Origin of the sequence: Mycobacterium sp. (genome assembly GCF_046330795.1) — a bacterium.
GTDB lineage: Bacteria > Actinomycetota > Actinomycetes > Mycobacteriales > Mycobacteriaceae > Mycobacterium.
The window spans coordinates 65624-91525 of sequence record NZ_JAXLSA010000003.1 but is presented as its reverse complement, the minus strand read 5'-3'; the positions used below and the strand labels follow the sequence as shown (position 1 = coordinate 91525).

General features: G+C 69.0%; 28 protein-coding genes. 8 read left to right on the top strand and 20 right to left on the bottom strand.

Annotated elements, in window-relative coordinates:
• Positions 1 to 5: 5 nt before the first annotated feature.
• Genes U0R18_RS11790 through U0R18_RS11775 form a run of 4 tightly spaced genes read right to left on the bottom strand, consistent with a single transcriptional unit; the run spans position 6 to position 2441 of the window.
• Positions 6 to 1241 (bottom strand): O-succinylhomoserine sulfhydrylase, encoded by a 1236-nt coding sequence (locus U0R18_RS11790; RefSeq protein WP_526368471.1) that lies wholly within the window; start codon positions 1239 to 1241, stop codon positions 6 to 8.
• A complete protein-coding gene (locus U0R18_RS11785; protein WP_526369479.1) occupies positions 1238 to 1651 on the bottom strand; it encodes a rhodanese-like domain-containing protein in 414 nt (137 codons plus the stop codon). Before U0R18_RS11785 ends, U0R18_RS11790 begins: the two co-directional genes overlap by 4 nt.
• A gap of 38 nt (positions 1652 to 1689) precedes the next feature.
• A complete protein-coding gene (locus tag U0R18_RS11780) occupies positions 1690 to 2124 on the bottom strand; it encodes an Rv0361 family membrane protein (protein WP_526368469.1) in 435 nt (144 codons plus the stop codon).
• Positions 2121 to 2441 carry a UBP-type zinc finger domain-containing protein gene (locus U0R18_RS11775; protein WP_526368467.1) on the bottom strand — a complete coding sequence of 107 codons (321 nt, stop codon included), beginning with the start codon at positions 2439 to 2441 and terminating at the stop codon, positions 2121 to 2123. Before U0R18_RS11775 ends, U0R18_RS11780 begins: the two co-directional genes overlap by 4 nt.
• A 51-nt stretch (positions 2442 to 2492) precedes the next feature.
• Between U0R18_RS11775 and U0R18_RS11770 the strand changes: the two genes are divergently transcribed.
• Together U0R18_RS11770 and U0R18_RS11765 are read left to right on the top strand one after the other, a co-directional pair.
• The gene (locus U0R18_RS11770; protein WP_526368465.1) at positions 2493 to 4106 is read left to right on the top strand and encodes a Na+/H+ antiporter; all 1614 of its coding nucleotides are present in this window, start codon (positions 2493 to 2495) and stop codon (positions 4104 to 4106) included.
• Positions 4107 to 4161: 55 nt separating this feature from the next.
• A complete protein-coding gene (locus tag U0R18_RS11765) occupies positions 4162 to 6234 on the top strand; it encodes an MMPL family transporter (RefSeq protein ID WP_526369477.1) in 2073 nt (690 codons plus the stop codon).
• Here the strand turns inward: U0R18_RS11765 and U0R18_RS11760 are convergent.
• The 4 genes from U0R18_RS11760 to U0R18_RS11745 all read right to left on the bottom strand — a co-directional run bounded on the left by U0R18_RS11760 (position 6231) and on the right by U0R18_RS11745 (position 9949).
• Positions 6231 to 6893 (bottom strand): hypothetical protein, encoded by a 663-nt coding sequence (locus tag U0R18_RS11760; protein WP_526368463.1) that lies wholly within the window; start codon positions 6891 to 6893, stop codon positions 6231 to 6233. The genes U0R18_RS11765 and U0R18_RS11760 overlap by 4 nt on opposite strands.
• A gap of 12 nt (positions 6894 to 6905) precedes the next feature.
• A complete protein-coding gene (locus tag U0R18_RS11755) occupies positions 6906 to 7886 on the bottom strand; it encodes a GGDEF domain-containing protein (protein WP_526368461.1) in 981 nt (326 codons plus the stop codon).
• 123 nt (positions 7887 to 8009) lie between these two features.
• A complete protein-coding gene (locus U0R18_RS11750) occupies positions 8010 to 8654 on the bottom strand; it encodes a PaaI family thioesterase (RefSeq protein ID WP_526368459.1) in 645 nt (214 codons plus the stop codon).
• Positions 8654 to 9949 carry an adenylosuccinate synthase gene (locus U0R18_RS11745; protein ID WP_526368457.1) on the bottom strand — a complete coding sequence of 432 codons (1296 nt, stop codon included), beginning with the start codon at positions 9947 to 9949 and terminating at the stop codon, positions 8654 to 8656. Before U0R18_RS11745 ends, U0R18_RS11750 begins: the two co-directional genes overlap by 1 nt.
• A 99-nt stretch (positions 9950 to 10048) precedes the next feature.
• Here U0R18_RS11745 and U0R18_RS11740 point away from each other — a divergent pair, with 99 nt between their 5' ends.
• The 3 genes from U0R18_RS11740 to U0R18_RS11730 all read left to right on the top strand — a co-directional run bounded on the left by U0R18_RS11740 (position 10049) and on the right by U0R18_RS11730 (position 12464).
• Positions 10049 to 10639: a peptidase M50 gene (locus U0R18_RS11740; RefSeq protein ID WP_526368455.1), complete on the top strand. Its 591-nt coding sequence runs from the start codon at positions 10049 to 10051 to the stop codon at positions 10637 to 10639.
• A gap of 10 nt (positions 10640 to 10649) precedes the next feature.
• The gene (locus U0R18_RS11735) at positions 10650 to 11438 is read left to right on the top strand and encodes a site-2 protease family protein (RefSeq protein WP_526368453.1); all 789 of its coding nucleotides are present in this window, start codon (positions 10650 to 10652) and stop codon (positions 11436 to 11438) included.
• A 132-nt stretch (positions 11439 to 11570) separates the two neighbouring features.
• Entirely contained in the window at positions 11571 to 12464 is an 894-nt protein-coding gene (locus tag U0R18_RS11730) for a cation diffusion facilitator family transporter (protein ID WP_526368451.1), read from the top strand.
• On the opposite strand, the gene U0R18_RS11725 is transcribed toward U0R18_RS11730, so the two are convergent.
• On the bottom strand, positions 12465 to 12881 hold the full coding sequence (locus U0R18_RS11725) for a DUF3151 family protein (RefSeq protein ID WP_526368449.1): 417 nt from the start codon (positions 12879 to 12881) through the stop codon (positions 12465 to 12467). It abuts the gene before it with no gap.
• Between the two features lie 80 nt (positions 12882 to 12961).
• Here U0R18_RS11725 and U0R18_RS11720 point away from each other — a divergent pair, with 80 nt between their 5' ends.
• Positions 12962 to 13747 (top strand): Rv0361 family membrane protein, encoded by a 786-nt coding sequence (locus U0R18_RS11720; RefSeq protein WP_526368447.1) that lies wholly within the window; start codon positions 12962 to 12964, stop codon positions 13745 to 13747.
• On the opposite strand, the gene U0R18_RS11715 is transcribed toward U0R18_RS11720, so the two are convergent.
• The 6 genes from U0R18_RS11715 to U0R18_RS11690 all read right to left on the bottom strand — a co-directional run bounded on the left by U0R18_RS11715 (position 13744) and on the right by U0R18_RS11690 (position 19756).
• Positions 13744 to 15537, bottom strand: a complete 1794-nt coding sequence (locus U0R18_RS11715) for a zinc ribbon domain-containing protein (RefSeq protein WP_526368445.1) — start codon at positions 15535 to 15537, stop codon at positions 13744 to 13746. The genes U0R18_RS11720 and U0R18_RS11715 overlap by 4 nt on opposite strands.
• Complete coding sequence (locus U0R18_RS11710) at positions 15534 to 17123, bottom strand: S53 family peptidase (RefSeq protein ID WP_526368443.1); 1590 nt, start codon at positions 17121 to 17123, stop codon at positions 15534 to 15536. Before U0R18_RS11710 ends, U0R18_RS11715 begins: the two co-directional genes overlap by 4 nt.
• 29 nt (positions 17124 to 17152) lie before the next feature.
• Positions 17153 to 17428 (bottom strand): hypothetical protein, encoded by a 276-nt coding sequence (locus U0R18_RS11705; RefSeq protein WP_526368441.1) that lies wholly within the window; start codon positions 17426 to 17428, stop codon positions 17153 to 17155.
• A gap of 85 nt (positions 17429 to 17513) precedes the next feature.
• Entirely contained in the window at positions 17514 to 18551 is a 1038-nt protein-coding gene (fbaA, locus tag U0R18_RS11700; protein WP_526368439.1) for a class II fructose-bisphosphate aldolase, read from the bottom strand.
• Between the two features lie 97 nt (positions 18552 to 18648).
• Positions 18649 to 19221, bottom strand: a complete 573-nt coding sequence (locus U0R18_RS11695; RefSeq protein ID WP_526368437.1) for a nucleoside deaminase — start codon at positions 19219 to 19221, stop codon at positions 18649 to 18651.
• Between the two features lie 16 nt (positions 19222 to 19237).
• On the bottom strand, positions 19238 to 19756 hold the full coding sequence (locus U0R18_RS11690; RefSeq protein WP_526368435.1) for a hypothetical protein: 519 nt from the start codon (positions 19754 to 19756) through the stop codon (positions 19238 to 19240).
• A 129-nt stretch (positions 19757 to 19885) separates the two neighbouring features.
• Here U0R18_RS11690 and U0R18_RS11685 point away from each other — a divergent pair, with 129 nt between their 5' ends.
• Complete coding sequence (locus U0R18_RS11685) at positions 19886 to 20545, top strand: VTT domain-containing protein (RefSeq protein ID WP_526369475.1); 660 nt, start codon at positions 19886 to 19888, stop codon at positions 20543 to 20545.
• A gap of 100 nt (positions 20546 to 20645) precedes the next feature.
• On the opposite strand, the gene U0R18_RS11680 is transcribed toward U0R18_RS11685, so the two are convergent.
• Together U0R18_RS11680 and U0R18_RS11675 are read right to left on the bottom strand one after the other, a co-directional pair.
• Entirely contained in the window at positions 20646 to 21551 is a 906-nt protein-coding gene (locus tag U0R18_RS11680; protein ID WP_526368433.1) for an LLM class F420-dependent oxidoreductase, read from the bottom strand.
• A gap of 72 nt (positions 21552 to 21623) precedes the next feature.
• Positions 21624 to 21767, bottom strand: a complete 144-nt coding sequence (locus tag U0R18_RS11675) for a hypothetical protein (protein WP_526368431.1) — start codon at positions 21765 to 21767, stop codon at positions 21624 to 21626.
• A 104-nt stretch (positions 21768 to 21871) separates the two neighbouring features.
• Here U0R18_RS11675 and U0R18_RS11670 point away from each other — a divergent pair, with 104 nt between their 5' ends.
• Complete coding sequence (locus tag U0R18_RS11670) at positions 21872 to 23107, top strand: cytochrome P450 (RefSeq protein ID WP_526368429.1); 1236 nt, start codon at positions 21872 to 21874, stop codon at positions 23105 to 23107.
• Here U0R18_RS11670 and U0R18_RS11665 read toward each other — a convergent pair.
• The 3 genes from U0R18_RS11665 to U0R18_RS11655 all read right to left on the bottom strand — a co-directional run bounded on the left by U0R18_RS11665 (position 23079) and on the right by U0R18_RS11655 (position 25880).
• On the bottom strand, positions 23079 to 23687 hold the full coding sequence (locus tag U0R18_RS11665) for a TetR/AcrR family transcriptional regulator (RefSeq protein WP_526368427.1): 609 nt from the start codon (positions 23685 to 23687) through the stop codon (positions 23079 to 23081). The two genes, U0R18_RS11670 and U0R18_RS11665, sit on opposite strands and share 29 nt — an antisense overlap.
• A gap of 81 nt (positions 23688 to 23768) precedes the next feature.
• Positions 23769 to 24851 (bottom strand): NAD(P)H-dependent amine dehydrogenase family protein, encoded by a 1083-nt coding sequence (locus U0R18_RS11660; protein WP_526368425.1) that lies wholly within the window; start codon positions 24849 to 24851, stop codon positions 23769 to 23771.
• A gap of 6 nt (positions 24852 to 24857) precedes the next feature.
• Positions 24858 to 25880: a Rieske 2Fe-2S domain-containing protein gene (locus tag U0R18_RS11655; protein ID WP_526368423.1), complete on the bottom strand. Its 1023-nt coding sequence runs from the start codon at positions 25878 to 25880 to the stop codon at positions 24858 to 24860.
• Positions 25881 to 25902: the final 22 nt, after the last annotated feature.

The window sequence follows — 25902 nt, the reverse complement described above, 5'->3', positions numbered from 1 at the left end:
GGCGGTTAATTCACCAGGGCCTGGTCCAGATCGGCGATCAGGTCGTCGGTGCCCTCGAGCCCGACCGAGATGCGGACGACGCCGTCGCCCAGACCGATCGCGGCCCGGCCCTCGGGGCCCATCGCGCGGTGCGTCGTGGTCGCCGGGTGGGTGATCAGGCTCTTGGCGTCGCCGAGGTTGTTGGAGATGTCGATGATCCGCAGCTTGTCCAGCAACTCGAACGCCCGCTGCTTGCCCTGCCCCTCCGGCGCGTCCAGTTCCAGTGTGACGACGGTGCCACCGCCGGACATCTGGCGACGGGCCAGCTCGTACTGCGGATGGGAGGGCAGGTACGGGTAACGCACCCACCGCACCGCCGGATGGGCCTCCAGGAACTCCGCGACCCGCAGGGCCGACCGAGAGCTGTAGTCAACCCGAATCGCAAGTGTCTCTAGGCCTTTGAGCATCACCCAGGCATTGAACGCGCTGATGGCCGGACCGGTGTGTCGCATCAGCGTCTGCACCGGGCCGTCGATGTACTCCCGGTCTCCCAGGATGGCGCCGCCGAGCACCCGGCCCTGGCCGTCGATGTGCTTGGTGCCGGAGTACACCACGACGTCGGCGCCCAGCTCCATGCCCCGCTGCATCAGCGGTGTGGCAAACACGTTGTCCAGGACGACCTTTGCCCCGGCGGCGTGCGCGAGTCCGCTGACCGCCGCGACGTCCACGAGCGTCTGCATCGGGTTGGACGGCGTCTCGAAGAACACCGCCTGGGTCGGGACCGACAGTGCCTCCTCCCACTGCTGCAGGTCGTCGCCGTCGACGAACACGGTCTCGACGCCCCAGCGGGGCAGGATCTCGTTGCACACCACGAAGCACGACCCGAACAGGCTGCGCGCGGCGACCAACCGGTCGCCGGCCCCGAGCAGCGCGCCCAGTGAGGTGAACACCGCGGCCATCCCGGTGGCGGTGGCGAAGCACGCCGGCGCGCCCTCGATCAGCCGCAACCGTTCCTCGAACATCGAGATGGTCGGATTGCCGTAGCGGGAGTAGACGTAGCGGTCGATCTCGCCGGTGAACGCCTGTTCGGCCGCTGCCGCCGACTCGTAGACGTAGCCGGACGTCAGGTACATCGCCTCGGCGGTCTCCTCGAAACCCGAGCGCAGCAGGCCGCCGCGAACACCGATGGTGGCCGGGCTCACGCCGTCGGGCAGCGGCGCCGGAATACGAACGGACGGTACCGACGAGGACGGCTCGCTCATGACTGCACCCACGGGAGTCCGACGGCCTTCCAGCCGGTGCCGCCGCGGTGCCTGCGGTCGTCGAGGTTGCCCTCGAACCCGTCCAGCACGTTGTAGGACGGTGCGATGCCGGCGGCCGTCGCCGCCTCGGCGGCCCCGATGGAGCGATTGCCGGACCGGCACAGGAAGATGACCGGGCGATCCCCGGGGGTCACGCCGCCGGCAATGAGATCGTCGACGAAACCGTCGTTGTGGGTACCGTCGCCGCGGTTCCATTCGACGTACACGACGTCGCGCCCGAGTGCGGAGATGTCCGCGGTGCCGACAAAACGCCATTCGGCGTCGGTGCGGCAGTCGACGAGGACCGCGTCGGAGTGCTCCTCGAGCATCGTCCACGCCTGCTCGGGCGTGATGTCACCGGCATAGCTCACGGCTTCGAGTTTTCCACACCGGCCGGGACCAGCCGGGATCAGCCGGGTCCGGCCGTGCAGACCCGCCATGCGCCGTCCTCCCGGACGATGGCGGTCCGAACGTCGGTCTTGTCATCCCGGTTGTGTTCGAAGTAGTACGTGACGACGGCGCTGGCCGTCTCGCCACTGATCGACACGTCGGTCACGTTGCCGACGTAGCGCGCGCCCTTGGCCGCCACCGAATTGCGTTGCCGGTCGAGCACATCGGCTTCCCTGCCCGCGTCCCGCGCGCAGGTGTTGGCGCGGAAGTCGGCATAGTCGAGGCGTTGCAGGGCGTCGTTCTGGCCCAGCACGGCGCGCACCACCCGGTCGGTCTCGGTGTCCCGGTCGCGGTGCGCCAGCGTCAACGCACCCACGCCCAGCAACGCCACGAGGACCAGCGCCAGCGCGCCGATGAACGGCCACGGGGTGGCGCCGTCGTCGTCAGCGGTCACGGCTGCAGTTCGGTGTCGACGTAGCACCAGCGCCACCGCTCACCCGGCTCGACCGACCGCATCACCGGATGCCCGGTGGCCTCGAAGTGCCCGGTGGCGTGCCGGCGCGGACTCGAGTCACAGCAGCCGACGCGGCCGCAGCTCAGGCACATTCGCAGGTGCGCCCAGTTGTTCTCACCCTGTTCGGCGCAGTCCTGACACTCGGCGCTCTGCGGCGACGGCTCGGGAGCATCGGCCGCCGCGGACAAATGTTCACAACCCACGGACGCGGCGGGCGTGATCGGATCGTCCCGACGCCGGCGGCTCGAGCGTCTCACCGTGCGGACCCGTGATGCAGCATGGTGTCCAAGGATAGGAGGTACGTCGACGTGTCTGCCGAATTGCTGGCGGTGCTGGTGGTCGCGGTGCTGGTGTCCGCCGTCGCCCGGCACTACAACCTGTCGTCGCCGCTGGTGCTGGTGCTCACCGGACTGGCGTTCGGGCTCATCCCCGGCCTGCCGCATTTCACGCTCGACCCCGACCTGGTGCTGTTCGTCATCCTGCCGCCCCTGCTGTGGTCGGCGGGTCTGGAGAGTTCCTATGTCGCACTGCGCCAGAACATCAAGCCGATCGGGCTGCTCGCCGTCGGGTTACCGCTGGCGACCACGTTGGCCGTCGGCCTGGTCGCCTACCACGTGGTGCCGGACCTGACCCTGCCCGCGGCACTGGTCCTCGGTGCGATCGTCGCTCCCCCCGATGCGGTGTCCGCGACGGCCATCGGGCGCCGACTCGGGCTGCCGCGGCGGATGATGACGCTGCTCGGCGGCGAGAGTCTGCTCAACGACGCGACGGCGCTCACCGCCTACAAGGTGGCGCTGGCCGCGGCGATCGGGGCGGCGCAGAGCTGGGGGCATGCGGCCGGCGTGTTCGCGCTGGCCGTCGTCGGCGGCGTCGCGGTGGGCGCGGCGATCGGGTGGGCCATCGTCGCCGTCCGTGCCTGGCTCGACGACGACCTGTCCGAGAGCGCCATCGGGCTGGTGGCCCCGTTCGTCATCTACCTGCTGGCCGAGGAGGTGCACGGGTCGGGGGTGCTGGCCGTGGTGGTGGCGGCGTTGATCTCGGGCCGGCGATCCACCGAGGCGGGCTACGCGACCCGGCTGCAGGACTACGCGGTGTGGCGCAGCGTCCAGCTGTTGCTGGAGTCGTTCGCCTTCCTGCTCATCGGACTGCAGCTGCCGCAGGTCCTGCGCGAACTCAGCGGGGTACCGCCGCGGGTGGTGCTGCTGTCGTCGGCCGCGGTGTTCGTCACGGTGCTGGCGGTGCGGGTCGTCTGGATGTTCGCGTCGTCGGCACTGCTGCGTATCCCGGGCCGTGGCGACGCACCGCCCCGAAGACCGCCCGCCACCCAGACATTCGTCGTCTCGTGGGCGGGCATGCGCGGGGTGGTCTCGTTGGCCGCGGCATTCGGCGTGCCCCTGACCACGATGTCCGGTGCGCCGTTCCCAGGCCGGCCGTACGTGGTGTTCCTGACCTTCGTCGTGGTGGTGGGCACGCTGCTGCTGCACGGCCTGACCCTGCCGTGGTTGATCCGCCGGCTCGGGGTCGGCGGCAGCGACACCCAGGCCGACGCGCTGGCCATCGTGGGCGCCCGCACCCGCGCGGCGGATGCGGCGGAGACCAAGCTCGACGAGGTGATGTCCAAGAAGCACACGGCGCAAACGGAATCCGGACTGCCGATCGCCGTCTACGAACGCGCCGCCGCCGTGCTGCGGCACACCAACGACCGCCGCCGCAACAGCGCATGGGAGCAGGAACTGGGCCGCGGGGCCGACGAACTGGGCGCCAGCCCCAGCGACGCGTTCCGCAAGTTGCGGCTGGCGATGTTGTCGGCCGAACGCAGGGCGATGATCGACGAGCGCGACGCCGGCCGGATCGACGACGAGGTGCTCAGGGACCTGCTCCACGAGTTGGACCTGGAGGAAGCGGCCTTCAACCGCGGGTGATTGCGCCCGTGGTGGGTACCTTGTTCGCGTGACGTGGGACCGATTCGCCGCCGCCGTGACCTCCCGCCGCTCCTGGGTGTGGCTGCTGCTGGTGGTGGCCGCCGCCGGCGCGTTGATGGGCCTGGCCGGGGCAAGTGACACGGCCTCGCAGTCGCCGGTGTCGCTGCCCGCTTCCGCCGAATCGGCGCGGGCAGCGCAGTTGGCGGCCGGGTTCCCGGGTGGCGACCGGGCCCCGGTGATCCTCGTCGTCACCCGCGCCGACGGCGGCGTGCTGACCCCCGAGGATCAGGCGGCCGGTGAGGCGGCCCGGGGCCGGGTGGGAGCCGCCCCACTGGTGGTGTCCGAGGACGGCAAGGCCGCCCTGGCCGCGGCGCCGCTGGATTCCGGGTTGTCCGGCTTCGCGCTCAACGATGCCGTGCAGTCGCTGCGGGCCAGGGCGACCGACGGACTGCCCGCCGGGCTGACCGCGCAGATCACCGGCGGCCCCGCGTTCGGGGCCGACATCGCGAACGCGTTCTCCGGGGCCAACGTCACCCTGCTGGCCGTCACCGCGTCGGTGGTGGCGATCCTGCTGATCCTGACCTACCGCTCCCCGGTGCTGTGGCTGGTGCCGCTGCTGGTGATCGCCTTCGCCGACCGGGTGGGCGCCGTCGCCGGCGAGCGGGTGACCTCGGCCGCCGGCCTGATCGCCGATGGTTCGACCGCCGGCATCACCAGCGTCCTGGTGTTCGGCGCGGGCACCAATTACGCACTGCTGCTGATCTCGCGATACCGGGAGGAGCTTGCCCGACCTGCCGCCGAGCCCGACGTCAGCGCCGACGGGCATCGGGGCGCCCTCCGCACGGCCGTCCGCACCGCCGGCCCGGCGATCCTGGCCAGCAACGCCACCGTCGTGCTGGCCCTGCTGACGCTGCTCTTCGCGTCCGCCCCGAGCACCCGCAGCCTGGGCCTGCAGGCCGCCACCGGCCTGGTCGTCGCGGCGGTGTTCGCCCTGGTGGTGTTGCCGCCGCTGCTCGCGTTGTGCGGGGTCCGGCTGTTCTGGCCGTTCATCCCGAAACCGGCCGACGGCCCTACCGGGGATCCGGTCGCCACCGGCGTATGGCACCGCATCGCGACGGCCGTGGCCGCCCGGCCGGTGTGGGTGGCCAGCACCTCCATCGGGCTGCTGGCGGTGCTGGCCACGGGCCTGCTGGCCACCCCGACCGGCCTGTCGCAGACCGAGCAGTTCCGGGTGCGGGCCGAGTCCGTCAGCGGCTACGACGCGGTGGCCGCGCACTTTCCCGGTGGCCTGACCGATCCCACCCGGGTGATCGGCGGCACCGAGCGGGCCGCGGCCCTGCAGCAGGCGATCGCCGGCACCCCGGGAGTGGTGTCCGTGACCGAGGCCGGTCGCACCGACGCCGGCCTGGTGCAGCTCACCGTCGTCACCGACGCCGCACCGGCCACCGATGAAGCTTTCGAAACCGTTGCCGCCCTGCGTGATTCAGCGCACGCCGCCGACCCGACCGCCGTCGTCGGGGGCAGCGACGCGCAGGCCCTGGACATCCGCGACGCCGCGGTCCGCGATCGCCTGGTGCTGATTCCCGCCATCCTCGCGGTGGTCCTGGCGGTGCTGTTCGTGCTGCTGCGCGCCGTCGTCGCGCCGCTGATCCTGGTGGCCGTCACGGTGCTCTCGGCGCTGGCAGCGCTCGGCCTGGGCGGCTGGGTCAGCGTGCATGTGGTCGGGTTCCCGGCGCTGGACAACAGCACACCGCTGTTCGCGTTCCTGTTCCTGGTCGCGCTCGGCGTCGACTACACCATCTTCCTGGTGACGCGCGCCCGGGAGGAGACCCGTGTCCACGGCACCCGCGCCGGCATCGTGCGGGCGGTGTCGGCGACCGGCGCCGTCATCACCAGCGCGGGCGTCGTCCTGGCCGCGGTGTTCTGCGTGCTCGGTGTGCTGCCGTTGATCGTGTTGACCCAACTGGGCATCATCGTCGGACTCGGCATCCTGCTGGACACCTTCCTGGTGCGCACCGTGGTGATCCCGGCGCTGTTCACCATCATCGGGCCGACGGTGTGGTGGCCCGGCAGCATCGACCCTCGAGCGCCCGCGGCGGCGACGTACGGCCGGCACGCTCGCCGTTAGCGCGGCGGATCGTCGTGGCGCAGGTCGATCACACCGGACCGGACCAGTGCCAGCACGCTGACGAGCAGCACCCACGCCGGGAACACCAGCGCGATCCACATCGACAGGTCACTGCTCAGCAGCAGTCCGATCGCCGAGCCGTATGTGGTGAATACCAGCCAGCGCTGCATCAGGCCGGTCTTGAGCCAGATGGTGGCCAGCGAGATCATGAACACCGCCGCCATCCGGATCGCATAGGTCTTGGTCAGCGCCAGCAGTGCCATCTGACCGAAGGCGGCGACGTCGTTGGTGGCACCGGTCACGTCGATCAGGTGGCCGCTGGCGGCCAGACCCGCCCCGATCGCCGACGCATTGAAGATCATCGCCAGGAACAGCAGGCCACTGCCGAAGAAGACGGTGGCGAAGAATCTGTCCTCGTAGTGGCCCAGCCCGTCGCGCACCACGCCGATGAACCACAGGAAGCAGATCCCGGCGAACGGCATCAGGATCGAGGCCGTCTTCAACCGCAGACTGCCCGCATCCAGCCACTGCGATCCGGGCGCGGCGCCTTCCGGGAGCGCGCCGTGGATCAGGATGAGGCTGGTGCCGAACAGCACCGCGAACAGCACACCGGCCACGCCGGCAGCCCGCGGGGTGGAAAGACGATGCGGTGAGGACATTCCGATATTGAATCAGGGCACACCGGCGGCGAGGACCGTCTGACCGCCGCCGGAATTCTTCGCCGCGTACATCGCCGCGTCGGCGCGCTCGATGAGACCGCGGATACCGTCGTCGGCCCATCCCGAGATCGCCAGCCCGATGCTGACCGTCGGCACCACGGCCGTGTCGATGCGGGCCACCGCGTCGTGCAGCAGGTCGGCCAACCGACTGGCGGTGAACGGCTCGGCGCAGACGATGACGACGAACTCCTCGCCCCCGGTGCGGGCGATCACCGCCGCCACGTCCAGCGCCGCCACCGTGTCGCGCGTGGCATTGGCCACCGCGACGATGACGCGGTCACCGGTGTCGTGGCCGTGGCCGTCGTTGATCGCCTTGAACTTGTCGATGTCGATCGCGAGCACACCGACCGGCGACGACGCCTCCAGGGCGAGTTCGACGAGTTCGGCGTCGAGTCCGCGCCGGTTGTGCAGCCGCGTCAGGGGGTCCACCAACGCGTCGGCGGCGGCCACCCGCAGCGTCAGCAGATAGGACTGCACCAGTACCGGCAGGGCTACCACGGTGGGGAACAGCACCAGCACCCGAATGACGATGAGCGTCAGCGGGGCCTCGGCCTGGTGCAGGGTCATCACCGTCACCCAGCCGAACGCCACGATGGTGAGCAACAGATGCAACAACAACGCCCGGGGGCCGTGCAGCAGAACCACATAGATCCCGTTCGCCGCCAGCAGTGCGAGCCCCGGCATGGCGGTGAACGAACTATGGAAGCACGCGATCACCACGGCCACCGCCACGTCGGCATAGACCGCGAAAGCGATGGACTGGCCCTCGGTCGGCCAGGGACCGAAGGTCCACAACAAGCTCAGCACGATCGAACTGACGCACACCGCCGCCACCACGACCTGCGCACCGACGACCCCGTCGTCGGTGTAGCCGCAGACCACCGCGAGAAGTGCGGTCAGACCGTAGATCCCCGCGAAGAACCCGATAGCCACCTGATGGAGTCGCAATACACCGTTGGCGCGAAAATGCCTTGCGGTCCAATCGAAATCAAAAGGCTGTTGCCACCAGCTACGGACATACTGTCGCAACCCCTGGTCCATCGGGTGTCCGCGGCCTCAGGGTTGCCCCGGCAGCAACCGGATCATCAGGCCGTTGGCCTCGGCCAGCAGATTGCCGGCCGGGTCGTACAGCTCGGACTCGACGAATGCCTTGCGGCCCTCAGCATCCCGGATCCGACCACGGGCGACCAGATCGGTGTCGATCGGGGTGACGCGGCGGTAGTCGACGTGCAGGAAGGCCGTCCTGCTGATCGGCCGGCCCGCCGCGTGGATGACCATCCCGAACACCGAGTCGAACAGCAGCGGCAGCACACCACCGTGCACCGCGCTGTTACCGCCGACGTGAAATCGGCTGAACCGCACGCGCAGTTCGACACCGTCGGGTTCGAATTTGTCGACGAACCACGGTGGCATCAACAGGCTTCCGGCTCCCGGCAGGGTCGGCACCCGTTGCGCGGGTCCGACACCCTCGGGCGCCTGGTACGGGTCCAGCAGGTCCACCAGGGCCTCGACCCGGTCGGCCGCGTCGATCCAGGTGGCCGGGTCGGGATCGACCGACACGGCCAGGTCCTGCAGGCGCCGCATGGCCGCCAGGAATCGGCCGAAGCCGGGGCCGGGGTCGGCGGCCTCGAACACCGGGAATCCGCCGTGGCGGTCATAGTCGGGATCGACCCGGCGGGGGTCCAGCCCGTAGTCCGACATCAGCGGGCGGCCAGGATGTCGCGCCGCACGATCGTCTGCTCACGCCCGGGACCGACGCCGATGCACGAAACATGGGCTCCGGCAAGCTCTTCGAGCCGGAGCACGTAATCCCGCGCGCGCACCGGCAGTTCGTCGAACTCGCGCGCGGCGGAGATGTCCTCCCACCAGCCGGGCATCTCCTCGTAGACCGGCACGGCCTTGGCGATGTCGCTCTGGGTCATCGGCATCTCGTCGGTGCGCTTGCCGGCGACGGTGTAGCCCACGCAGATCGGCACCGTCTCCAGCGACGACAGCACGTCCAGCTTGGTCAGGAAGTAGTCGGTGATGCCGTTGACCCGGGTCGCGTAGCGGGCGATGACGGCGTCGAACCAGCCGCACCGGCGGGCGCGGCCCGTGGTCACCCCGACCTCGCCGCCGGTCTTGGACAGGTAGGCGCCGTGCTCGTCGAACAGTTCGGTGGGGAACGGTCCGGAGCCGACCCGGGTGGTGTAGGCCTTCAGGATGCCCAGGACGGTGGTGATCCGGGTGGGGCCGATACCCGATCCGACCGCCGCGCCGCCGGCCGTCGGATTCGACGACGTGACAAAGGGATACGTGCCGTGGTCGACGTCGAGCAGGGTGCCCTGCGAACCCTCCAGCAGCACGGTCTGACCGGCCTCGAGCGCGTTGTTGAGCAGCAGCCGCGTGTCGGCGATCCGGTGCTTGAACCCGGCGGCCTGGTCGAGCAGGTCGGCCACCACCTCGTCGGCGTCCAGGGCCTTGCGGTTGTAGATCTTGACCAGCACCTGGTTCTTGAATTCCAGTGCGGCGCCGACCTTTTCGGCCAACAGATGCTCGTCGAGCACATCGGCCACCCGGATGCCGATGCGCGCGATCTTGTCCTGGTAGCACGGACCGATACCGCGGCCGGTGGTGCCGATCTTCTTGTTGCCCATATAGCGCTCGGTGACCTTGTCGATCGCCACGTGGTACGGCATCAGCAGGTGCGCGTCGGCGGAGATCAGCAGGCGCGTTGTGTCCACGTCGCGGTCTTCGAGGCCCGAGAGCTCGGTCAGCAGCACGCCGGGGTCGACGACGACGCCGTTGCCGATCACGTTGGTGACGCCCGGGGTGAGGATGCCCGACGGGATGAGGTGCAACGCGAAGTTCTCCCCCGTCGGCAGGACGACCGTGTGCCCGGCGTTGTTGCCGCCTTGATAGCGCACGACCCACTGCACGCGGCCCCCGAGGAGGTCGGTGGCCTTTCCCTTGCCCTCGTCACCCCACTGGGCGCCGATCAGGACGATTGCCGGCATGGCAGAATCTCCCGCCTAAATTGTGTTCACGCCGGTGAGACACCCTATCCGAATCGAGGACCATTCCTGAACACGCCGCATGCGCAGAGCGACATCCGGGTGGTGCGGTTCGGCGGTCACGCGATCCCCGCGGTGCTCGCCGACCTGCCTCTCGTCGAGCTTTCGGAGTTGCTCCAGGACGCGCCGGCGCTGCGCCGGGTCATCGTCGTGGGCGGCTCGCCGACCGCGGACGCCGATCTGGCCGCGGTGCTGACGGCGCTGCTGCGCGCCGGCCGGCTCGACGTCGAGGTCGCTGCACTGCACATGGTCGGGGCGCGGCGTGCCCGCACCGGAGCCACGCGGCGGCTGCCGTTGATCCGCGATGAAACGGGCCAGGTGATCGTCGGTTCGGCGCACTGGTTGCCCGCGGCCGGGGCGCTCACCCTGCACGGCGAGGCCGTGGTGGACGACGCCGTCCTGTTCGATGGCGACGTGGCCGAGGTCCGGATCGAACCGACCCGGGACCTGCCCGGTCTGCGCGCCAGGGTGCCGGCCGGCCGGCTGCGCCGCGGCCGGTGGGTCAACGGCCGGGCCGTGCAGCTGGGCACCGTGGGAGCACGGGTGATCCGCGACGGCATCGAGGCGCCCCGCGAGGTACGGCGCTCGACGTTCTACCGCAACACCGAGGGCTGGCTGGCGGTCACCGGGTAGCTTCTGGGACGTGAACGTTCGCCCGCTCGGAAGCCGGTCGGCGGTCCGGCCCAGTCCGGTCTTCCTGCTGTTGCTGGCGGTGACCGCAGCCGGCGGGGTCCTGGCCTGGCTGGCCGGCGAAGCCAGGATGGACAACGGGCCGATCGCCTATGCCGGGGTGTTCATCCTGGTGATCGCGGGCTGGGTGGTCTCGCTGTGTCTGCACGAGTTCGGGCACGCGTTCACCGCGTGGCGATTCGGCGACCACGACGCGGCGACGCGCGGATACCTGTCGCTGAACCCGCTCGAGTACACCAGCCCGGTGTTCTCCATCGTGTTGCCGCTGCTGTTCATCGCGATGGGCGGAATCGGCCTGCCCGGCGGGGCGGTGTGGGTACGCACCGGCGCGATGACCAAGTCGCAGCGCACCCTGGTCAGCCTGGCGGGGCCGCTGGTCAACCTGGTGCTGGCCGTCGTGCTGCTCGGCGCGGTCCAGCTGTTCTACCGGCACGACCATTCGGTGTTCTGGTCCGGCGTGGCGTTCCTGGCGCTGCTGCAGGTCATGGCCGTGGTCCTGAACATCCTGCCGATCCCGCCGCTGGACGGCTACAACGCGCTGGAACCGCACCTGAGCCCCGGCCTGCAGCGCTCACTGGCGCCGGTCAAGCAGTACGGCTTCTTCATCCTGCTGTTCATCCTGATCGCGCCGCCGCTGAACCAGTGGTTCTTCACGTTCGTGTTCAAGGTCTACGCGTTGCTGGGCGGCATCGACCAGCTGGCCGCGATCGGGTACGGGCTGACCCTGTTCTGGCACCGCTGACGGCGCCCCTTTCGATCTGTTCAGCAACCACGGACACGTTGTGCGAGTGGATGTCGCAGCAGCCGCTGAACAGATCCCGGGGACCGCGGACCCCTTGCCCCGTATGCAGAGATACGCATAGATTCTCGATCCATGGGCGCGGGACACGATCACCACCACGGCGGCGAGACCCGCGTCAGTCGCATGTTGATCGCCGCGGCGATCCTGACCGCATTCTTCGCCGCCGAACTGGGCACCGCACTGTGGATCAACTCCATCGCGCTGCTGGCCGACGCGGGACACATGCTGACCGACCTGGTGGCCATGTTCATGGGGCTGTCCGCGGTGCTGCTGGCCCGGCACGGTCCGGCGTCGGCCGCACGCACCTACGGGTGGCACCGCGCCGAGGTGTTCACCGCGGTGGCCAACGCCGCGCTGCTGATGGGCGTTGCGGCGTTCATCCTCTTCGAGGCGTACGAACGGCTCGGTGACGCACCGGAGATCCCGGGTGTCCCGATGATCGTCGTCGCACTGACCGGTCTGCTGGCCAACCTGGCGGTCGTGCTGCTGCTGCGCGCCGACTCCGAGAAGAGCCTGGCGGTCAAGGGCGCCTACATGGAGGTCGTCGCCGACACCGTCGGCAGCATCGGCGTTCTGATCGCCGGCATCGTCACGGTCACCACGCGATGGCCGTACGCCGACGTAGTGGTGGCGGTGCTGGTGGCGCTGTGGGTGCTGCCACGGGCCATCTCACTGGCGCGGCAGGCGCTGCGGATCCTGTCCGAGTCGTCGCCGAGCCATATCGACGTCGAGGAACTCCGGACCGCGCTCGAACAGGTCGAGGGCGTGACGGGCGTCCACGATCTGCACGTGTGGACCCTGGTGCCGGGCAAGGACATGGCCACCGCACACCTGACGAGCTGCGCCGACTCGGCCCGCGTGCTCGACGAGGCGCGGGCCGTGCTGGCCGCCCGCGGGCTCGAGCACGCGACCGTGCAGGTCGAGCCGCCCGAGGCCGGGGACTGCGAGCAGCGCACCGACTGGTAACTATCCCAGGGCGAGTTCGCGACGAGCGCTCGGATCGCAGTCGTCGAGCAGGTCGAGGCACCGCTGGTACTCGTCGGTCTCGCCGATCGCGTCGGCGGCCCGCGCCAGCGCTGCGACACACCGCAGGAAGCCCTGGTTGGGTTCGTGCGCGAACGGCACGGGCCCGAATCCCTTCCACCCGTTGCGCCGCAACTGGTCCAGGCCGCGGTGATAGCCGGTCCGCGCGTAGGCGTAGGCCGTGATGACCTTGTCGTCCTCGAGGGCATGCTCGGCGAGCGTCGCCCAGGCCACCGAGGCCGTCGGATGCGCGGCGGCGACGACCGCGGCCTTCTCCCCCGCCAGCAACTGCGCCTCGGCCTGTTCGTCGGCCGGCAGCCGCACCGGATCCGGTCCCAGCAGATCACCCATCCGTGTCATGACGACCATTGTGCCTCTACGCTCGACGGTGGATGCCAGCGAGAGAGCGGAACGGCGCAAACGGGAGGAAGCCAACACCGATGTCGAACCCTGATGGGCCCGGCCCGGATCCCCAACCCCTCGGTGCCGAACCCGACACCCTGGCCGCCGAGCAGTACGCCGCCGACTTCGAGACCGAGGTCATCAGCACCCCCGCCACCGACTCCGAGTCCGCGCAGCCGGTGATCACGCCGGGCGAACGCCGGTTCACCGCGCCGTCGGGCATGGACGCGGGCTCCACGCAGGTGATCGGGCGAGCCCCAGATCCGGCCACCGAGATCATCGACATGGGCGCGGCCGGCGTTGCCGCCGGCACCGGAGCCCATCCCCGTACCGCCGTCCCCCGGGAGATTCCGCCGCGCCGCAGGCCGAAGATGCCGATCCGGTCCGGCAAGTGGGGCTGGGTGCTGGCCGTTCTGCTCGTGATCGCCGCGCTGGCGGCCGTGGCCATCCTGGGCACTCTGCTGCTCGGTCGCGCGCACGACCCCAAGGCGTCCCACGAGGATCGCGTCCGCGCCACCATCAACGCGTTCGACGCCGCCATCCAGAACGGGGATCTGGCCGCGCTGCGGGGTATCACCTGCGGCTCGACCGCCGACGGCTACAACACCTACGACGACCGGCAGTGGGCCGACACCCACGCCCGGGTGATCGCCGCCCGGCAGTACCCCGTGGTCGCCGGCATCGACGATGTCGTCGTCAACGGCGACCACGCCGAGGCGAACGTGACGTCGTACATGGCGTTCGATCCGCAGACCCGGTCCACCCGCAGCTTCGACCTCGAGTTCCGCGACGACCAGTGGAAGATCTGCCAGGCACCCGGCTAGCGCGGCGAATCACCGCGCCACACAAAGCTGTTCACGTACTTCGCCATGTCCAGGGCGAGCTGCAGATTCGCACCCGACGGGTGACCGTTGCCGAAGCTGGGGCTGAATTCGTGATAGGGGCCAACGGCCGAGGCCACCAGCGCGTAGTCGTTCTTCACCGCGGCCAGCACCAGGATCCGCAACCGCATGTAGGTGCCGCTGCCGTCCTGCGGATAGTCGTCGGCCGCCACGCCGTAGCCCGGTTGATAACCGACGGAGGCGTTCGGGATCTCGTAGGCGACCGCGGCGTCGGGGTATCTGCGCCGGAGTAGGTCGGTGATCACCTGCTGGGGGCTCCGCCCCCCGGCCGGTTCGCCGTGCAGTTCCAGCGTGCCGGTGTCACCCCCGGTGAAGTCGAGCACCACTCCGCTGCCGGTGAAGGTGGAGCGGTACGCCGTGCCCCGGCCGGGGTAGGAGACCGTGAAATCGCCGTCGGTGGAGGTGAATTGGGGGTTGGTCTCGACCGGCGTCCCGATCGGCGGTGCGCCGCAGTCGGGCGGGCAGACGTAGCGGGCCGGCCGGGCCGTCATCATCGTCGAGACAGCGAACGCCACGACGGCAAGCACACCCACGCCCGCGCCGACGGCCAGTGCCAGCCGGCGGCGGGTTGCCGGCACGCTGCGACCGGTCCCGCCGGCGCTGCGCGCCGTCCGCGAGAACGCGTGCAGCGCCACACCGCAATCGGCACAGAACCGGGCGCCCGGTTCGGCGGGCCCGCAGTCCGGGCAGGCCGCGTGCTCGGTGGGATCCAGCGCTTCCTTCAGCAGGGCCCAACGGACCCCGAATCGGTTGACCGACAACGTGATCACCGCGATCCCGAGGTGCATGACCAGGTGGATCCATTCGCGGACCGGCAGGATCTCCAGTACCCGCTGCACCCCGGACAGTACGACGATCACCAGCACTGCGGCCGCGACGGCCCGCACCTCCACGCCGCCGCCCGATGCGCGGCGGAACCACAGCGCCAGGCCGAACAGTCCGCCGAGCGCGGCCGCCGTCAACGGCACGGCGAAACCGTGGATGCCCGCCCCCACCAGCAGGTCCATGGTGGAACGCCGCACGGTTGTCGGGCCCGCCGCCAGCTGCGGTGTCAACCGCACGACGGTCGAGGCCACCGTGAAGAAGGTGGCACCCGATGCGCCGATCACATAGCCGTCCAACGACTCCCGTTGCCCGGCGCCCCTGGCCCAGACCGCAGCGACGACGACCGTGGGCAGCAGCATCACCAGCGCGCCGGCGGCGGTCAGTGCCATGCCCTGCGCGAAGATGTTGGCGCTGTCCGGTCCGGATCCCAGTGGCACGTCGTAACCGCGCGCCACCATCTTGCCGCTGAACGCACCCCACACCGCGCCGATCACAACGCCCAGGATCGCGGTGCTCGCGAGTATCTGCCGCGGAAAGTCATGGAACACATCGGATTCCGCGAGGTACATGGTGAACAGCAGAGCGAACCCGAACGTCGCGACCACCACCACCGGGGCCTGCCACCGCAGCACGGCGAACGCCACGAGCGCGCCGAGTACCGCAACCAGTGCGATCCGGAAGGGGCCGCGCGCATGGGGTGTCAGTCGCGGGAACAGCGAGGTGACCACCGACGGCAGGAACACGCGCTCGCCGGGAGCGACCGGGTGGCCGCGCCGGCCCCGGTACCCGAACCGGGAACCGCACGAGGTGCAGTAGGAGCCGGGCGGGCCGCTCGTTCCGCAGGCCGTGCACGTCGGCTCGGGAACCGGGTCGCCGTTCCCGGTCATCGGGGAATCGCCTCCCGCTGCGCGTCCAGCAGCACGCGGGCGAGGTTGTCGGCGTTGGGGCTGCCCAGTCCGGTCACCGTGTCATAGCCGGGTGCGGCGTGGTCGACGGCGTTGCCGCCGACGCTCATGTCGCGGAATCCGGGCAGCGCCGATCCCGCGGCAACGCGGTAGAGCAACGGGTTGAGGTCGCCCAGCGGACGCCCGCCGTGAGCGGCCAGATATTGGTTCATCAGAACGGTCAGCGCCGCCCAGATCGGGGCCGCCTGCGAGGTTCCCGCCCCGATGTGCGGGCGGCCGTTGTACACGATCCGCACCCCGGTGAACGGATCGGCGACCGCGGCGACGTCGGGCGCCAGGCGGTGCGTGCCGTCGCGGTCCGTCGACACGTTGCGCTGATGATCCGGCCGGTCGTACAGCCGCGAGACCCCGCCGCTGCTGCCCTGTGACAGCGGTCCGTCGCTCCAGGCCTGTTCGGCCAACCACCGGCCGTCGGCGTCGGTGGACAGCGTGGTGCCGCCGACCGACGTCATCTCGGGGATCGAGGCCACCGCGTCCAGGCCGATGTCGCCGGGGCCCGGCGGTGCCGACCAGTTGTCCCCGCCCTTGCATTCCAGACCACCGTTGTCGCCGGAGGCGTCGAACGCCGTTGTCCCATGGGACTGTGCGAGCGTCAGGGCACTGCGGATCGGCGCGAGGTCCGTCGCCGTCGGGAATGCGTCGCAGGACCACCCGATCGACAGACTCCACACCGCCCCCGGATGGTCGCGGTCGGCCGCCCGGAACATCTCGCCGACCTTCTCGTACGCGCCGCTGCCCTCGACCGTCGGCCGCGCGTTGACCACCACCAGGCGGGCATCGGGCGCAATCGCGTGGGCCACCTCGAGATCCATCACCGTTTCGCCGTGCGGCGGCCCCGGATCGCCGCCGACCAGGACCGGGGTGAACGGCGGGAGGTCCGAGGAGTCGGCGAAATCATCGAGATCACTCTGCGCGAAGCCGTCGAACTCGAAGAACACGATGGTTGCACCCTTGCCCGTATATCCCTGTTCGACAAGGGGTTTCGCGTTGTAGACGGTCAGCAGTTGGTCGGGGGCCAGGCCCTGCATCGGTACGTCCAGCGGGAAGATGCTCGGCCGCGCCATGTGGTGCGGGGTGTAACCGAGGATCCGCCCGACGTCGACGACCCCGCCGGACAACGCCTGCGGCACCGCGGGTTGGCGGCCCGAGGCGTAGAACACCTGGCCCTTGCGGCCGCGGTAATCGTGGATCGGTACGTCAAATGCACGCGCGACGTCGTCGGCCCGGCCTTCGACGATCGCCCAGCTCTCGCCCGGGCGCCAGCGAACGGACAGCCGGCGAGCGGTCGCCCAGTCGAACAACACCGCGGGCCGCGCCGCATCGCGCAGTCCGACCGTCACGCTGGTATCGGCGGCGTCGGACGAGCCGAGATCCTCCGAATCGGCGAGCAACGATGCGTACGCACCGGTGATCACCGCGCGGTCCGGCTCCGGCCGAGGCGACCAGCCGCACGACGAAACCAGCACCACGACCCCGGTCACCATGGCCGACCACCGGTGCGCCCTCATCGCGATCGACCCGCTAGGGCCGAGTTTCGTCAGTGGTCGCCGTGATGCCTGTTCTGCGTGTGGGTCGGTGGCGTCGGTGAGAACGGATCGTCCTGGACCGGACCGCCCTTCTCCGTCGGAGCCGGGGCCGGCGCCGACGTCGTCGCCGGGGCGGTGGTCGTCGTGGTGGTGGTCGTGGTGGTCGTCGTGGTGGTCGGAGCCTCTTTGTTGGTCTCACCGCAGCCCGCGGTGATGACGCCCATACCGATCAGCGCCGCACCGCCGACCGTGACGACGATCCGCTTACGCCAGAGATTTTCAGCCATTACCAGTCCCATCTGTATGTTCCGTGCAGTCTGACACTCCAAGCCGGATCCGGCGCGCCGTTATTCCCCACGCGGGACGGCCCCACTAGCCCGCCGACACACTCCGGCCGGTGCTGTGCAGGTCGTTGCACGCCTCCACGACGCGCTCGCTCATCGAGGCCTCGGCCTTCTTCAGATAGCTGCGCGGGTCGTAGACCTTCTTGTTGCCGACCTCGCCGTCGATCTTGAGCACCCCGTCGTAGTTGGTGAACATGTGCGCGGCCAGCGGGCGGGTGAACGCGTACTGGGTGTCGGTGTCGACGTTCATCTTCACCACGCCGTACTTCAGGGAGTCCTCGATCTCGGACTTCAACGAGCCCGACCCGCCGTGGAAGACGAAGTCGAACGGCTTCGCGTCGGCGGCCAGACCCAGCTTGGCGGCGGCCACCCGCTGGCCCTCGGCCAGCACCTCGGGCTTGAGCTTCACATTGCCCGGCTTGTACACGCCGTGCACGTTGCCGAACGTGGCGGCCAGCAGATACTTGCCGTGCTCGCCGGCACCGAGCGCCTCGATGGTCTTCTCGAAGTCCTCGGCGCTGGTGTACAGCTTGTCGTTGATCTCGGCCTCGACGCCGTCCTCCTCGCCGCCCACGACGCCGATCTCGACCTCGAGGATGATCTTGGCGGCGGACGCGGCCTTCAGCAGTTCCTGCGCGATGGACAGGTTCTCGTCGATCGGGACCGCCGAGCCGTCCCACATGTGCGATTGGAACAGGGGCGGCAGACCCTTGGCGACGCGCTCGGCGGAGATGGCCAGCAGCGGGCGCACATAGGTGTCCAGCTTGTCCTTGGGGCAGTGGTCGGTGTGCAGCGCGACGGTGATCGGGTACTTGGCGGCGACCACGTGCGCGAACTCGGCCAATGCCACCGCGCCCGTCACCATGTCCTTGACGCCGAGTCCGGACGCGAATTCCGCACCGCCGGTGGAGAACTGGATGATGCCGTCGCTGCCGGCGTCGGCAAAGCCCTTGATGGCGGCGTTGACGGATTCCGAGCCCACGCAGTTGATGGCGGGGAATGCGAAGGAGTGCTCCTTTGCCCGGCCCAGCATCTCGGCGTAGACCTCGGGCGTTGCGATGGGCATGTGACTTTCTCCTTCGGCGTTCCAACGAGGCAGACTGCTTCCCGGGCAGTATCTCAGGAACCGTCTGACGGCGACACCGGTAGGGCGCGATTGGGCCTCAGTGCCAGAATCCGGCGTGGCTCCGGGCGGCCTCGTCCTCGAGCAGCGGCCCCACCACGGAGACCGGACGGCTGCCGTGCGTCAGGATGTCGCGGCACAGCAGCGCGAACGACGTGCGTCCCGGCTGGTCCCCGGTGAACTCGAACAGCCGATGATTCGACATCCCGTAGACCACCCGGCCGATGCCGGTCCAGTACGCCGCGCCGGCGCACATCGAGCACGGCTCGGTGCTGGCGTAGAGGGTGGCCTGGTTCATGCCCGCGTAGTCCAGGGTCCGCCAGGCGGCGGCCGACGCCACCAGCTCGGCGTGCTGCGTGGGATCACCGCCGGTGTTGCCGTGTTCGGCCACCACGTTCCCGGCCGCGTCGGCCACCAGGGCACCGTAGGGCGCGCCGCCGGCCCGGCGGGCGTCGTCGGCCAGCACGAAGGTCCGCCGCAGCAGGGCCAGGTCGACGTCCGGTCCGGGCACGGGGTCACTGTGGGCCGACGGGGGTGAGCGCAGCGCGGATCCGGCGATACCGGCCAGGACGCCGGCGCCCATGAGCACCGTCCGGCGATTCAGATCCGACATGGCGCCGGTGCGCGAACTACCGGTCGCCGCGGGTGCAGTTCGGGTCGGCCGGCTTCGTGGGCCAGGTGCACACGTCCACGAACGTCTTGGTGTCGTAGCCACCGCCGTCGAAGACACCGTAGGCGTCGCCGTTGGTACCGGTGTACGTCGCTCCACCACCACCGCCGGCGCCGCCGCCGGAGGTGACGATGGTGGTCACGTCCCACCCCTTGCTCTTCAGGTCGGCCTTGAACGCGTCCATCACCGCGGCCGGTGCGCCGTTGACCTGAAAGTGAAGGTGCACACCGTCATTCGGAATGGCGTCGGGCCCGTTGGTGACGGCGGTGTTCGCGGGCGTGGGCACCAGCGACTTCAGATCGGTGGACGCCGCCGCGTGCGTGGTGGTCGCGGGCGCCTTCTCCGCCGACGCCTCGGTGGTGGCCGTCGCGGTGCTGGCCGCTTCCTTGGTCGGTGAACATCCCGAGGCGACGATCCCGACCGTCACCAGGGCCACCGCGGCCGCCGTCATCGTGCTGAAGTTTCGAACGCGCGCCATCCAGGAACTCCCTCGGTCTGATACGCGGCACGCTAGCAGGTACACCCGCTCCCAGCAGGGATAAACGGCGCCAACCCGGGCGCGCCCCCACCGCCGGTACCCTCGAGGCTTGTGAACACCCTCGCGCTCATGCCGGACTTCCTGGACCCGGTGAAACTCATCGGATACTTCGGCCCCTGGGCCCTGGTCGGCCTGCTGGTGGTCGTATTCATCGAATCCGGCGTGCTGTTCCCGGTGCTGCCCGGCGACACACTGCTGTTCGTGGCCGGCATGCTGGCGGCCGGCACCGCGGCGGCCGCGCACGACAACGCCAACTTCCAGCTCTGGCAATTGCTGGTGTTCATCCCGATCGCCGCCATCCTCGGTGGCCAGGTCGGCTACTTCATCGGCCGGTTCATCGGCGTGGAGATGTTCAAGCCCGACGCCCGATTCCTCAAGCAGAAATACCTCGACGAGGCGCACGCATTCTTCGAGCAGCGCGGCCCGTTCGCGATCGTGCTGGCGCGGTTCGTCCCGATCGTGCGCACCCTGGCGCCCATCACCGCCGGTGCGGCGAAGATGACCTACGGCGTGTTCACGTTGTTCAATGTGATCGGCGCCGTGGTGTGGAGCACGCTGCTGGTCCTGCTGGGATATTTCCTGGGGCAGTTCGCCATCATCCAGAAGCTCATCGAGCCGATCTTCATCCTCATCGCCGTGCTCTCGGTGCTGCCGATGTTCTTGGAGTGGCGCAAACGCCGCCGCGCCGAGAACGCCGAAACGGACGTTTCGCAGGAGAACACCGAGTAACTCCCGCCATTTCGTCAGGTTCGGCGGGCGATGTACTGCCGCGAGCAAGAGGCCCGACGACGATCGACACGTCGGGTTCGGCGAGCGGTTCGGGTTCGGCCTATCCGGACAGCCCGAGTTCGGTCGCCAGCTCCCGCAGCGCCGGCCGCGGATCGTCGGTCGGGGTGTCCCCCAACGCCTGGATGACGACGTGGTCGGCACCGGCATCCAGATGGGCCTGCACCGCGGCGGCCGCCGACTCGACGGTGCCCATTCCGGCCAGCGCGCGGGCCAGCCGGTCGGATCCGCCGCGCACCAGATCGGAATCGTCGAAGCCCTGGCGCAGCCACGAGTTCCGGTAGTTCGGCAACCCGCTGTACACCTCGAGGTGGGCGTGCACGCGGCGCAGTTGATCGGAGTCGTCGCCACCGATGGCCACGGGCACCTCGGAGACCACCCACTTGTCCGGGCCGAGCAGTTCGCGGGTCACCTTCGTGTGCTCGGGCGTGACGAGGTAGGGGTGCGCGCCGTCGGTCAGCTCGCCGGACAGCTGGATCATCTTGGGCCCCAACGCCGCGAGCAGTCGCGGCGGCCGCCCGACGCCCGGCTCGATCTGCGGCGGCACCGCGGCCATCTTTTCCAGATACGACCGCATGGTCGCCAGCGGCTTCTCGTAAACGCCGCCCATGCCGTACTGGACCAGCGGCGCGTGGCTGACACCGAGGCCGAGCACGAACCGGCCCGGGTACAACGCCGTCAGCGTGCGCGCGCCGGCCTCGGCGGCCGACGGGATCCGCACGTGGATGTTGGCGATCCCGGTGCCGATCACCAAGCGTTCGGTGGCCGACAGATATGCCCCCGACTGCGTCAGCGCCTCCTTGCCGACCACCTCGGGCAGGAAGAGCGAGCCGTAGCCCATCGCCTCGACATCGCGGGCAACCTGCTGCGCGTCGGGCATGGCCCAGGTGTCACCCGCCCACCAGACGCCGATACGGGACGGGAAGTCGATGCGCGCGCGTTCGGTCACGAACGCGATGGTAGCGAGCGACGCCGATTCGCTTCGGTCCTCCACCGCCGCGCCCGCGGCGAGATCGTCGACTCAGCCGCGGTCCCGGTCGACCTTGCTGCCCAGGATGAACCGGCCCGCGGTGAACACGGCCGCGGCGGTGGTGAAGCCCGCCGCGATCAACCATCGATATTTCTTCCGGACGTCGGGGGGCGGGACGTCTGCGAGTTCGGCCATGGGCACAGCTCATCGCATGAGCGGACGACGGTCAAGCATCCTGAACATACGCCAAAGCGGTATAGTGTATGGTCTGAAACGAGACCCCGATCACACCGCCGGAGATGGCCGCGATGACCAGTACGCTCGACCGCCCGTTCGACTTCGTCGACCCCGACATGATGCAGCGCGGCCTACCGCTGGCCGAGTTCGCGGAGCTGCGCCGCACCGCACCGGTCTGGTGGAACGCCCAGGAGCCCGGCACCGGCGGCTTCACCGACGGCGGCTTCTGGGTGATCAGCCGGCATGCCGACATCAAGACCATTTCCCGCGACAACGACAACTGGTCGGCCAACGAGAACGGCGTCGTGGTCAGCTTCTTCGACGGGATGGAACCGGCGGTCGTCGAATCCACCAAACCCCTTCTGATCAACCATGATCCGCCGGAGCACACCCGCCTGCGGCGCATCGTCTCCAAGCTGTTCACCCCGCGCGGGGTCGCCGGACTCGAGGACAAGCTGCGCGGCGCGGCGTATTCGATCGTCGAGGAAGCGCGCACGAAGGGCAGCGGCAACTTCATCGACGACGTCGCGGCCAAGCTGCCGGTGCTCGCGATCGCCGATCTGATCGGCGTGCCCGAACCCGACCGGCAGGACTTCTTCGACTGGGCCAACTCGTGTATCAACTACACCGATCCCGAGGCCCAGACCATGGATCCGGCGCTGGCCAGCGTGCAACTGCTCGGCTACGCCTACAGCATGGCCGAAGACCGGCGGAAGAACCCCAAGGACGACATCGTCACCATGCTGGTGCAGGCCGACTTCGATGGTGACTGGATGACCGAGGAGGAGTTCGGATTCTTCGTCATGCTGCTCGGGGTCGCTGGTAACGAGACCACCCGCAATGCGATCGCCCACGGCATGAACGCCTTCCTGGACCATCCCGGGCAGTGGGACCTGTTCAAGCGCGAACGGCCCAAGAACGCGGCCGACGAGATGGTGCGCTGGGCGACGCCGGTGACCTGCTTCCAGCGCACCGCCCGCAACGACGTCGAGATCGGCGGCGCGACGATCCGCAAGGGCCAGCGCGCCGGCCTGTTCTACGCCTCCGGCAACTACGACGAGGACGTGTTCGATGAACCGAACAAGTTCAACATTCTACGAAATCCGAACCCGCACTTGGGGTTCGGTGGAAACGGCACGCATCATTGCATCGGGGCGAATCTGGCGCGGATGGAGATCGCGTTGATGTTCGACGCCATCGCCGACGTGATTCCCGATATCGCCAAGATCTCGGATCCGACCCGGGTCCGCTCGCCGTGGCTCAACGGGCTCAAGACGTTCGAGGTCGACTACCGCTGACGGCAGCCCCCACCCAACGGCTCAGGTAACGCCTGAGTTCGGCGCCGCGGGACGGCGGATCGCCCGGGTCGACGATGAACGACTGGAGCGTGCGTAGGACGTACTCGGTCAGATCGTCGAGTTCGGCGTCGCCGTACCCGGCTGCACCCCAGTCGACGTCGAACCTGTCCAGCATCGAGCGGCCGATTGTCCGGGCCTGCCCGGAGGTGACGGCTACGGAAAACCTGTTGGGCCGCAACGGGGAGAGCAACAGACCGATGTGCGGCGGCAACGTCTCAAGGACATGGGCCAGCCCCTCGGTGACGGCCGCGGCAGGATCGGTGATCCCCGCGAGGTGCGTTTCGATGCGGTCCAGGAACGCACCGACGGACGCGACGGCCGCGGCCTCCATCAGCGCTTCGGTGTTCGGGAAGTACCGGTAGACGGTCTGGCGGATGACGCCGAGCGACCGGGCGACGTCGGCGATGCTGATCTCGGCCTGGGTCTCGTCGATCAGCGCGACGGCCGCGTCGACGATGCGCGCGACCGCGTCCTCATCGGTTGCGGGCGGGGACCCGCCCCAGCCGTGCCGGCGCGCCACGGCTCAACCTTGCTCGCGAGCGTGCGTGTCGGTCCGCCGACACGCCGCGCGGCGCGGGATTTCGCGCACGCTCGCCGACGGTCAGTCGAGCTTGAACCGTCCGGCGAAGCCACGCAGCGGAAGGTCCGCACTGGTGATCAGCCCGGGCGCTGCCGCCACCACCGCCTTGATCGCGTTGAGCGCCGGCAGACCCGTCACCGTCATGCCGATCGATGCGAAGTTGTCCGGCTCCGACAGGTCCACACCGGGTTTCGGGAAGATCATGTGTTTGTTGTAGACACACGGATCGCCCTTGATCTGGGTGATGTAGCAGCCCTTGATGTCCCAGTTCGGCTCGGTGTGCGGGGTCATCTGCCATTCCAGGTGGGTCTCGACCCGCGAGACCCCGTCGACCATGCCCTGGTACTTGATGTAGTTCCCGCCCAGGGAACCCTTGGGCAGGGTGTACCACCCGAGGTCGACGTCCTTGGTGCACGCACCGAGCTCGTAACTGAACCTGACCTCGTCCAGTTCCAGCCCGAAGCAGTCGGCCATCATCCGGACGCTGTCGGCGAACACCTCGGTGTACTTCTTGAGTTTGGCCGGGATCGACGGATCGTCCACGGGCAGGCCGTATCCGACCTCGATCCAGGTGTCCTTGGAGTGATGGCACGACACATCGACGGACTCGATCGTGGTGACGTTCTCGATCTCGGCGACATCGGCCGAGCACACCACGCCCAGTATCTGATTCAGGCCCGGGTTCATCCCGGTGCCGTAGAACGTCGAGCCGCCCTTCTCGCAGGCCTCGGCGAGCAACTGGGTCACCGGCTTGCCCGACGGGTGAGGGTGGTTGGTGTCGCGGTGCCAGCCGGTGATCCAGTCGGCGGTGGTGACGATGTTGATGCCGGCCTCGAGGATCGGCACGTAGAGATCCTCGTCGGGAAAGACGCCGTGAAAGGTCAGCACATCGGGTGCGGCCGCGATGACTTCGTCGATGCTGCCGGTGGCGGTCACGCCGATCGGGCCGATGCCCACCAGCTCACCGACGTCGCGGCCGACCTTCTCCGGCGAATAGCAATGCACCCCAATGAGTTCCAGGTCGTCGCGCTCCTGATAACGCCTGACCATCTCGGAGCCGACATTGCCGGTGGCGACCTGGAAGACGCGAATCGGTGCGGTCATCAGGTTTCAGCCTTTCTGTGCTGCATACACATCGGCGGCGCTGCCACCGATACCGTCGGGATAGAACTGCTTGGCCCAGTTGCGAATTGCGGTGAAGCCCTGGTACTCCGAGTTCGACAGGGCCGGCGGGTCGGAGTAACGCTGGTGCGACCAGATGTGGATGTCCTGGCTGAACTGGCGGATCACCTCGGTGCCGAATTCCTCGGCCCTGATCCGGGCCCGCTCCGAATCCTTGGCGGGATTGCGGCCGATGTAGACGTTGAAGCGAACGTCGGAGGTGAACTCGTCGACCGGGGTGATGCAGGAGATGGTGCGGTTGTCGACCATGCCCCAGCTCTTGGTCACCGCGATGCCCAGCCCGCCGTTGATGGCTTCCACCCCGCTGTTGACGTCCTCGATCCGCTGGCCGTCATCGCCCTCGAAGGTGATGGTGAAATCCACGTAGGACACCGGCGCGTCGAAGTCGTGCCGGGTGAAGATCGGGTTGATCGGGACGCCGTGGACGTACTTGAAGTGCTCGACGTCGACGCCGTTCTCGAGCACGTACTGCGGGTGCATCTCCAGGCCGGGCTGGTAGAGCCGTTGCTGTGGGTAGTAGTCATCGGCGCTGCTGCCGTCATCGAAGCCGGCGAAGACGTCGGGCGCCTCGAAATACGGTTCGCGGCCGAGTTCGTCGTGCCAGATGTAGACGGACGCATTGCGTTCGGCGACGGGGTAGGTCTTGATGCGGCGTCCACGGTTGGGCCGATCCTCGTACGGGATGCACACGTTGCGTCCCTCCTGGCTCCACTGCCAACCGTGGAACGGGCACTGCAACACCTCGCCCATGACGGTGCCACCGAAGCCCAGGTGCGCGCCGAGGTGTTCGCAGTAGGCGTTCATCACCGTCAGCTGCCCGGATTCGGCGCGCCAGGCGATCATCTCCTGACCGAAGTACTTCATGGTGTGGACGTCGCCGACGCCGATCTCGTCGGACCAGGCGATCTGGAACCACCCCGTGGGCTTCATCGACAGTGGCGGCTTGGCCATGCCGCCAAGAATCACAGATGGT

What these genes read in the sequence shown, in the direction of transcription:
- U0R18_RS11660 (WP_526368425.1), bottom strand. Translation starts at nt 24,851, where the DNA reads ATGACCGCACCGATTCGCGTCTTCCAGGTCGCCACCGGCAATGTCGGC.
- U0R18_RS11685 (WP_526369475.1), top strand. Translation starts at nt 19,886, where the DNA reads ATGCCGGACTTCCTGGACCCGGTGAAACTCATCGGATACTTCGGCCCC.
- U0R18_RS11750 (WP_526368459.1), bottom strand. Translation starts at nt 8,654, where the DNA reads ATGTCGGACTACGGGCTGGACCCCCGCCGGGTCGATCCCGACTATGAC.
- U0R18_RS11720 (WP_526368447.1), top strand. Translation starts at nt 12,962, where the DNA reads ATGTCGAACCCTGATGGGCCCGGCCCGGATCCCCAACCCCTCGGTGCC.
- U0R18_RS11730 (WP_526368451.1), top strand. Translation starts at nt 11,571, where the DNA reads ATGGGCGCGGGACACGATCACCACCACGGCGGCGAGACCCGCGTCAGT.
- U0R18_RS11745 (WP_526368457.1), bottom strand. Translation starts at nt 9,949, where the DNA reads ATGCCGGCAATCGTCCTGATCGGCGCCCAGTGGGGTGACGAGGGCAAG.
- U0R18_RS11695 (WP_526368437.1), bottom strand. Translation starts at nt 19,221, where the DNA reads ATGTCGGATCTGAATCGCCGGACGGTGCTCATGGGCGCCGGCGTCCTG.
- U0R18_RS11760 (WP_526368463.1), bottom strand. Translation starts at nt 6,893, where the DNA reads ATGTCCTCACCGCATCGTCTTTCCACCCCGCGGGCTGCCGGCGTGGCC.
- U0R18_RS11715 (WP_526368445.1), bottom strand. Translation starts at nt 15,537, where the DNA reads ATGACCGGGAACGGCGACCCGGTTCCCGAGCCGACGTGCACGGCCTGC.
- U0R18_RS11705 (WP_526368441.1), bottom strand. Translation starts at nt 17,428, where the DNA reads ATGGCTGAAAATCTCTGGCGTAAGCGGATCGTCGTCACGGTCGGCGGT.
- U0R18_RS11725 (WP_526368449.1), bottom strand. Translation starts at nt 12,881, where the DNA reads ATGACACGGATGGGTGATCTGCTGGGACCGGATCCGGTGCGGCTGCCG.
- fbaA (WP_526368439.1), bottom strand. Translation starts at nt 18,551, where the DNA reads ATGCCCATCGCAACGCCCGAGGTCTACGCCGAGATGCTGGGCCGGGCA.
- U0R18_RS11670 (WP_526368429.1), top strand. Translation starts at nt 21,872, where the DNA reads ATGGCCGCGATGACCAGTACGCTCGACCGCCCGTTCGACTTCGTCGAC.
- U0R18_RS11655 (WP_526368423.1), bottom strand. Translation starts at nt 25,880, where the DNA reads ATGGCCAAGCCGCCACTGTCGATGAAGCCCACGGGGTGGTTCCAGATC.
- U0R18_RS11710 (WP_526368443.1), bottom strand. Translation starts at nt 17,123, where the DNA reads ATGAGGGCGCACCGGTGGTCGGCCATGGTGACCGGGGTCGTGGTGCTG.
- U0R18_RS11790 (WP_526368471.1), bottom strand. Translation starts at nt 1,241, where the DNA reads ATGAGCGAGCCGTCCTCGTCGGTACCGTCCGTTCGTATTCCGGCGCCG.
- U0R18_RS11675 (WP_526368431.1), bottom strand. Translation starts at nt 21,767, where the DNA reads ATGGCCGAACTCGCAGACGTCCCGCCCCCCGACGTCCGGAAGAAATAT.
- U0R18_RS11690 (WP_526368435.1), bottom strand. Translation starts at nt 19,756, where the DNA reads ATGGCGCGCGTTCGAAACTTCAGCACGATGACGGCGGCCGCGGTGGCC.